The 7,145-nt window shown below is 75.1% G+C and carries 3 protein-coding genes; 2 read left to right on the top strand and 1 reads right to left on the bottom strand.

All coding sequences use genetic code 11. The annotated features are described in order from the left end of the window. Positions 1–54: 54 nt before the first annotated feature. Positions 55–798: an SDR family oxidoreductase gene (locus FRZ03_RS07710; RefSeq protein WP_146464408.1), complete on the bottom strand. Its 744-nt coding sequence runs from the start codon at positions 796–798 to the stop codon at positions 55–57. Between the two features lie 620 nt (positions 799–1,418). On the opposite strand from FRZ03_RS07710, the gene FRZ03_RS07715 reads away from it, so the two are divergent. Together FRZ03_RS07715 and FRZ03_RS07720 are read left to right on the top strand one after the other, a co-directional pair. Beyond that, positions 1,419–2,225 (top strand): thioesterase II family protein, encoded by an 807-nt coding sequence (locus FRZ03_RS07715; RefSeq protein WP_261398680.1) that lies wholly within the window; start codon positions 1,419–1,421, stop codon positions 2,223–2,225. A 50-nt stretch (positions 2,226–2,275) separates the two neighbouring features. Continuing rightward, positions 2,276–7,145, top strand: a 4,870-nt coding sequence (locus tag FRZ03_RS07720) for a non-ribosomal peptide synthetase (protein ID WP_146464409.1), incomplete at its 3' end; no start/stop codon positions are given.

Genomic DNA, 7,145 nt, shown 5'->3' on the forward strand with positions numbered 1-7,145 from the left:
TGCGCGGAACGCGCGGCGGGCGCGCGCGTTGGTCGGGGGATCGGGTGGCGGGGATCAGGCCAGGCCGCCGTTGGTGAACAGGACCTGCCCGTTGACCCAGCGGGCCGGTCCGGCGAGGAACGCGACGGTCTCGGCGATGTCCTCGGGCCGGCCCAGTCGCTCGAGCGGTACGGCCTTGGCGAGTTGGGCGACCGCGGCCTCGTCCTTGCCGTCCAGGAACAGCGCGGTGGCCGTGGGCCCGGGGGCGACGGCGTTGACCGTGATGTCCTTGCCGCGCAGCTCGCGCGCCAGGATCAGGGTGATGCCCTCGACCGCGGCCTTGGCGGCGACGTAGGCGCCGTAGGCGGGGAACTGCGTGCGGGTGACCGACGTCGAGAAGTTCACGATCGCGCCGCCGGTGCGCACCCGGTTCGCGGCAAGCTGCGAGACGACGAACGTGCCGCGCACATTGGTGCGGTGCATGCGGTCGAAGTCGGCCAGGTCGAGCGTGGCGATCGGGGACAGCAGCATAATCCCGGCGGTGTTGACGACGACGTCGATCCCGCCGAACGCGGCCTCCACGGCGTCGAACGCCGCGGCCATCGCGGTCTCGTCCGCGACGTCCGCGCCGACCGCGATGGCGCGGCCGCCGCCGGCCGTGACCTGGTCGGCGATTTCCGCGGCGCGGGCCGCGTTGCCGGCGTAGTGCACGGCGACGGCGTAGCCGTCGGCGGCCAGACGCTCGACAACGGCGCGGCCGATGCCGCCTGAGCCGCCGGTGACGAGGGCGACGCGGGGGGTGGTGGTCGTGCTGGACATGGTGGCCTCCTGGATCTGCTGCCGCTACATGTGAACGCTGCGTCCATATAACCACGTAATGAACGGCCCGTTCATTTCATAGTAATGTGATCCAGCTCACGCTGTCGCGACCCGGTGTGCACCGGTGCCACCGCTTCGGTCCCGGTGCCGCCGGACACGCGGCCGTGCTCCCGATCTCGTCAGTCCCCTGTCAGACGAAGATCAGCGGCCGTTGCCACGATGGGCCGCAACAGGCCCGCACGCCCCACGACCCGCCACCCGGCCCGCAACGGCGGACCGGTGTCCCCGCAGCCCCGGTTCGGCACCGGACACCTTCGCCTCCCTGTCATGGAATGAGCTCAGGTCATGGCCGCCTTCGCACCGCCCGTCCTCCCCTTCGACCTGCCCCTGCCGGACCGCCACGTCCGTGAGTCCGTTGAGCCGCGCGCCGCGCGCCCCGTGCCCCGCGTGTCGCCGGCCGCCGACGTACCGCGGCAAGCGTGCGCCGAGCCGGGGCTCGTCCGGGGCGGGGGCACGGCGATGCGCACGGCCACGACCCCGCACGTCGCGTGGTGACCCGCGGCACGCCGGCGTCCGGGACGCGGCCGTGCCCCGCCTCCGATCTCAGAGAGATACGCCCCATGACCTCCAACCCCCTCGCGACCGACATGTCCGCCCCCGGCCGCTGGTTCCACCCGCTTGACGCCGACCCGGACGCCTCCCTCCTGCTGTTCCTGCTGCCGCACGCGGGCGGCGGCGCGGCGATGTTCCGCGACTGGCTGCCGTTGCTGCCGTCCGACGTGGCACCGCGCGCGCTCACCTCACCCGGCCGGGACGCGCGCCTGGCCGAGCGGCCGTTGCAGGACTGGGACGCCCTGTACGGCGCCGTGCACGACGCGGTCGTCGCCGAGCTGGACGGGCGGCCGTACGCCGTCTTCGGGCACTGCCTGGGGGCGCACCTCGCGTTCCGCCTCGCCACCCGCCTCGTGGCCGAGGGGCTGCCGGAGCCGGTGCTGCTCGGGGTGTCCGGCTGGGCGCCGCGTGGCTTCTTCCGGGCGACCCTGGCGGACAGCGTCATGCCGGAGGCCGATCTGCTGGCCCATGTCCGGCGCCTCGGCTCGTTCCCGGAGGAGATCCAGCGGGACCCGGCGCTGCTGGCCCGGGTGCTGCCCGCGCTGCGGGCGGATCTGCGGGTGGCCGCGACCTTCACCGACGACGGTGCCGAGGTCACCTGCCCGCTGGTCTCCTACGGGGGCGACGCCGATCCGCTAATGGTGGAGCCCGACGCGATGACGCACTGGGCCGACCGCACCTCCCGCTACCTCGGCCACACCTGGCTTCCGGGTGGTCACTTCTTCCCCGAGGAGCATGCCGCCGAGATCGCGCCGCACTTCGTCCAAACGCTGCGCGCGGTGCACACGCGCCCGACTCCCCAGCCGTCCGCGTGACGCGGGCGGACACTCCCCGGCCCTGCCTTCCGCAATCCCTTGGTGTGATCATGAACTTACGAGACCGAATCGGCTCCTCCTCCCCCACGGCCGCCGCGGCCGACCCGGGGCCCGGCGCCTCCCCCGTCTCCGGCGTGCTCCCGCTGACCGCCTACCAGCGGGACGTGTGGGTCGCCGCCGAACTGCACCCGCAGGACCCGCAGTTCAACTGCTGTGTGACCGAACGCCTCACCGGGCCCGTGGACCGGCGGCTGCTGGTCGAGAGCGCCGACGCGGTGCTCTCCCGGCACGACGCGCTCCGGCTCTGCTTCGAGGAGCGCGACGGGACGCCCGTGCAGTGGGTCGGCGCCGAGCCGCCCACGGTGCGGCAGGTCGATCTGTCGCGGGAGGAGGACCCGGCCGCGGCCTGCTCCGCGTGGCTGGAGGCCGAACTGCTGCGTGCGCTGCCGCTGCGGGACGGACCGTTGGTCCGGGCGACCCTGCTGGTGGAGGGAGCCGACACGGTCGTCCTGCGGCTGACCTTCCACCATCTGGTGGCGGACGGCTGGACCTGCAACCGGGTGAGCCAGGAGATCTTCGAGGAGTACGCGCGCCGCCGCGCCGGGGCGCCGGCACCCGCCGCGGACTCCGTCCCGGTCGCCGCCCTCGTCGCGGAGGAAGCCCGCTACCGGGCCGGCGAGCGGTTCACCGACGACCTGGAGCACCACCGCGCCGCGCTGGCCGATGCCGGCGTCGCGCTGTTCACACGCCGGGCTCCGAGCGGTGCGCGGCGCCGGGGCGTCGTCACGGTGCCGGTCGACAGCGCGCTGGTGCGGCGCGTGCGGGACGCCGGCTACTCCCCGTTCGCCTACGTCGCGGCCGTCCTCGGCGGGCTGCTCACCCGGCTGCACGGCAGTGACGACGTCGTCCTCGGCATTCCGCTGCTGAACCGCGAGGGCTGGGAGGCGGCGCCGCACGGCCAGCTGGCCAACACCCTGCCGTTGCCGCTGCTGCGCCCCGGGGCCCGCCCGGTCGGCGACCTGGTGCGCGAGACCCGCGAGGCGATCCGGGAGCTGCAGCGGCACGAACGGCTCGCCCTCGGGGACCTGCTGGCCGGTCTGGGCGCGGACGGCGCGGGCGGTTCCCGGCAGCTGTTCGACGTGACCCTCTCCTATCTGCGCTACAAGCGGCCCGCCGTCGTCGGCGGGGTGCGGCGCGAGACCGGCATGCGGACACCGGGGTACGACCAGTCCGCGCTCAACGTCTTCGTGCGGGATTTCAACGACGTCCCCGGCATGGAGATCGACCTGGTGTACGCGCTGGACGTGTTCGACGAGGACCTGCCGATCGCCTCGGTGGCCCGGCAGTTGCGGCGGCTGCTCGCGGGCTGCCTGGACGACCCGGCCGCGCCGCTGTCCACGGTGCCGGTGACGAGTGCAAAGGAACGGGACGCCCTGCTCGCCCTGGGCCGGGGCCCCGCCGCTCCGGAGCGCGAACCCGGCACCCTGCACGGTCTTTTCGAACGGCGGAGCGCCCGGCAGCCGCAGGCCCTCGCGGTCACGGACGCCGCCACCGGCCGCTCGCTGACCTACGGGGAGCTGGAGCGCCGCGCCAACCGCGTGGCCCGCGGGCTGCGCGCGGCCGGCGTCGGCGACGGGGACCGGGTGGCGGTGGCGCTGCGCCGCGGGCCGGACCTGATGGCGGCGCTGTTCGGCGTGCTCAAGGCGGGAGCCGCGTACGTGCCGGTGGATCCGGACTATCCCGCCGGGCGGATCACGCACATGCTCGACGACAGCCGGGCCGCCGCGGTGCTGCTGGACGACGCGAGCGCCGGGGAGCCCTGGGCGGCCGGACTGCCGCACGCGCATCGGGTGGCCGCGCTGGAGGCGGGGCAGGACGACACCCCTCCCGTCACCGGCGCCGGCCCCGATTCCCTCGCCTATGTGATCTACACCTCCGGGTCGACCGGCCGGCCCAAGGGCGTGATGATCGAACACCGGTCCGCCGTCAACCGTCTCACCTGGATGCAGCGGCTGTACCCGGTGGGCGCGGGTGACGCGCTGCTCCAGAAGACCCCGGTGTCCTTCGACGTGTCGGTGTGGGAGCTGTTCTGGTGGGCCGCCGAGGGCGCCCGGCTGGTGCTGCTGCCGCCCGGAGCCGAGAAGGACCCCCGGGAGGTGGCCCGCGCGGTGCGCGACCACGGCGTCACCGTCCTGCACTTCGTCCCCTCCATGCTCGGCCCCTTCCTCGACCTGGGCGCCCAGGGGCTGTCCTCGCTGCGGTACGTCTTCTGCAGCGGCGAGGCCCTGCCGCCCGGACACGTGGAACGCTTCGCGCGGACCTTCCGCCCGGCTCCCGCCGGAGCGCCGCGCCTGGTGAACCTGTACGGGCCCACCGAGGCCGCGGTGGACGTGACGGCGTACGACTGCCCCGGTGACCCGGCGGCCGCCGTGCGCCGGGTGCCCATCGGGCGGCCGGTGGACAACACCTCGCTGTACGTCCTGGACGAGCACGGGCGGCCGCAACCGGCCGGGGTTCCCGGGGAGTTGTGCATCGGGGGTGTCCAGGTCGCCCGCGGCTACCTGGGGCTGCCCCGGCTCACCGACGAGCGGTTCACCGCCGACCCGTTCGTCCCCGGCGGCCGGATCTACCGCACCGGCGACATCGCCCGCTGGCTCGCCGACGGCACCCTGGAGTACCTCGGCCGCTCGGACGGCCAGGTGAAGATCCGGGGCAACCGGGTCGAGACCGGCGAGGTCGCCGCCGCGCTGCGCGAACTGCCCGGGGTGCGGGACGCGGTGGTCACCGTCACCGGCTCCGGAAGCGCCGGCCGGCTGGCCGCCTACTACGTGGCCGCCGACGGCGATCCGGGGCCGGACCGGCTCCGCGCCGCGCTCCTCGCCCGGCTTCCGGCGTTCATGGTGCCGGCCCTGCTGTGCCGGATCGACCGGGTGCCGCTCACCCCGAGCGGCAAGACCGACCTGCGGGCGCTGCCCGACCCGCGGGACGTCGCGGAGCCGGCCGGCGGCGCCGAACCGGCAGACCCGGTGCAGGCCGCGCTCGCCCGGATCTGGGCGGAGGTGCTGGAGGTGCCGCGGGTCGGCGTGCACGACGACTTCTACGCCCTCGGCGGCGACTCGATCCGCTTGCTCACCGTCCGGGCCAGGGCCGAGCGGCAGGGCCTGCGCTTCCGGCTCGGCGACCTGGTGGCCGCGCCGACCGTCGCCGCGCTCGCCGCCGTCACCGTCACCGACCTGCCGGCCGGCGACCCCGCGCCGGCCGGGCCGCGCCCCTTCGAGCTGGTGTCCCGCGTCGACCGGGCGGCGCTCGGCGACGCCGAGGACGCCCACCCGCTCTCCCGGCTCCAGCTCGGCCTGATCTTCCACTCCCGCCGCCGGCCCGGCTCCGCCGTGTACAAGGACGTCTTCCGCTACGTGCTGCGGATGCCGTGGAACGAGGCGGCGTTCCGCTCCGCCACCGCGCGGCTGACCGCGCGGCATCCCGTCCTGCGTTCCACGTTCGCGCTCGCCCGCGTGTCCGAGCCGTTGCAGGTGATCCACCCGCGCGCGCCGCGCACCGCCGACAGTGTGGACCTGCGCGACCTGCCCGCGGCGCAGGCGGAGGCGGAGATCCTGCGGCACGTAGAGGAACGCCGCGTGCACGACTACGACTTCGAGCGCGGCCCGCTCCACTTCCTGCGCGCCTTCGTCCGCCCCGACACGGTGGAACTGGTGCTGAGCTTCCACCACGCGCTCCTGGACGGAGCCAGCGTCGCCAACCTGCTGCGCGATCTGCTGCGGGACTACGCGCACGCCCTCGGGCTCGGCACCGGCCCGGAGCCCGGCCGCCCGCTGCCGTCCCCCGCGGCCCATGTGGCCGCCGAACGGGCTGCCCTGGACTCCCCGGAGAGCCGCGCCTACTGGCGGGACGTCGTGCGCGGCGCCGACGCCCCGCCGCTCGCCGGGACGCGTGCCCACCGCCCGCCGACCGGCGAGGAGCAGATCGTGTGCCGCCGGGACCTGCCGGCCGGCCTCGCCGACGCGCTGCGCGCCGCCGCCCGCGCGCACGGGACGCCGGTCAAGTCGGTGCTGCTGGCGGCGCACTGCCTGACCCTGAGCCTGTTCACGGGCGCCCCCGAGGTGCTCACCGGGCTGATCACGCACGGCCGGACCGGCGACGGCGGCGAGGACGCCCTCGGCCTCTTCCTGAACACGGTGCCGCTGCGGCTGCCCACCCGCGGCGCCGGGTGGTTCGACCTCGCGCGGGAGGCGCTGCGCCGGGAGCGCGCCGCCTTCCCGCACCGCCGCTACCCGCTCAGCGCCATCCAGGAGGAGAACCCCGGCAGACCGCTGGAGACGGCGTTCAACTACGTCCACTTCCGGCAGCTCGCCGAGGTGCTGACGCTGCCGGACATCCGGCTGCTGGACTTCCGGACCTGGGAGGAGACCAACTTCGCCCTGCTGGTCAACGTGCTGCACGACCCGGTGGACGGGCGGATCGGCCTGCGCGTCGACTGCGACGGGCAGGTGTTCGGCCGCGACCAGGCCGAACTGCTGGCCGACACGCTGGTCTCCGTGGTGCGCCGGATGGTCGAACACCCGCTGGAACAGGCCGGGTTCGACTTCCTCGCACCCGATCCCGGCCGACCCCTGCCGCCCCCGGCGAGCCCGGAGTGCGTCACGGACGTCTTCCTCCGGCAGGCCGCCCGCACCCCGGAGGCCACCGCCCTGGTCCATGCCACCGGCACCTGGAGCTATGCGAGGCTGGCCGGTGCCGCGCGGGCCGTGGCGCACCGGTTGCGCTCCGACGGGGTGTGCCGCGGCGACCGGGTCGGCGTGGCCATGGACCGGGGCCCGCAGGCGGTCGCCGTGGTCCTCGGCGTCCTGCTGGCCGGGGCCGCCGTCGTCCCGCTGGACCCGGCGTATCCGCCGTCCCGGCTGG

This window comes from Streptomyces misionensis, assembly GCF_007896895.1.
GTDB classification, from domain to species: Bacteria; Actinomycetota; Actinomycetes; order Streptomycetales; family Streptomycetaceae; genus Streptomyces; species Streptomyces misionensis_A.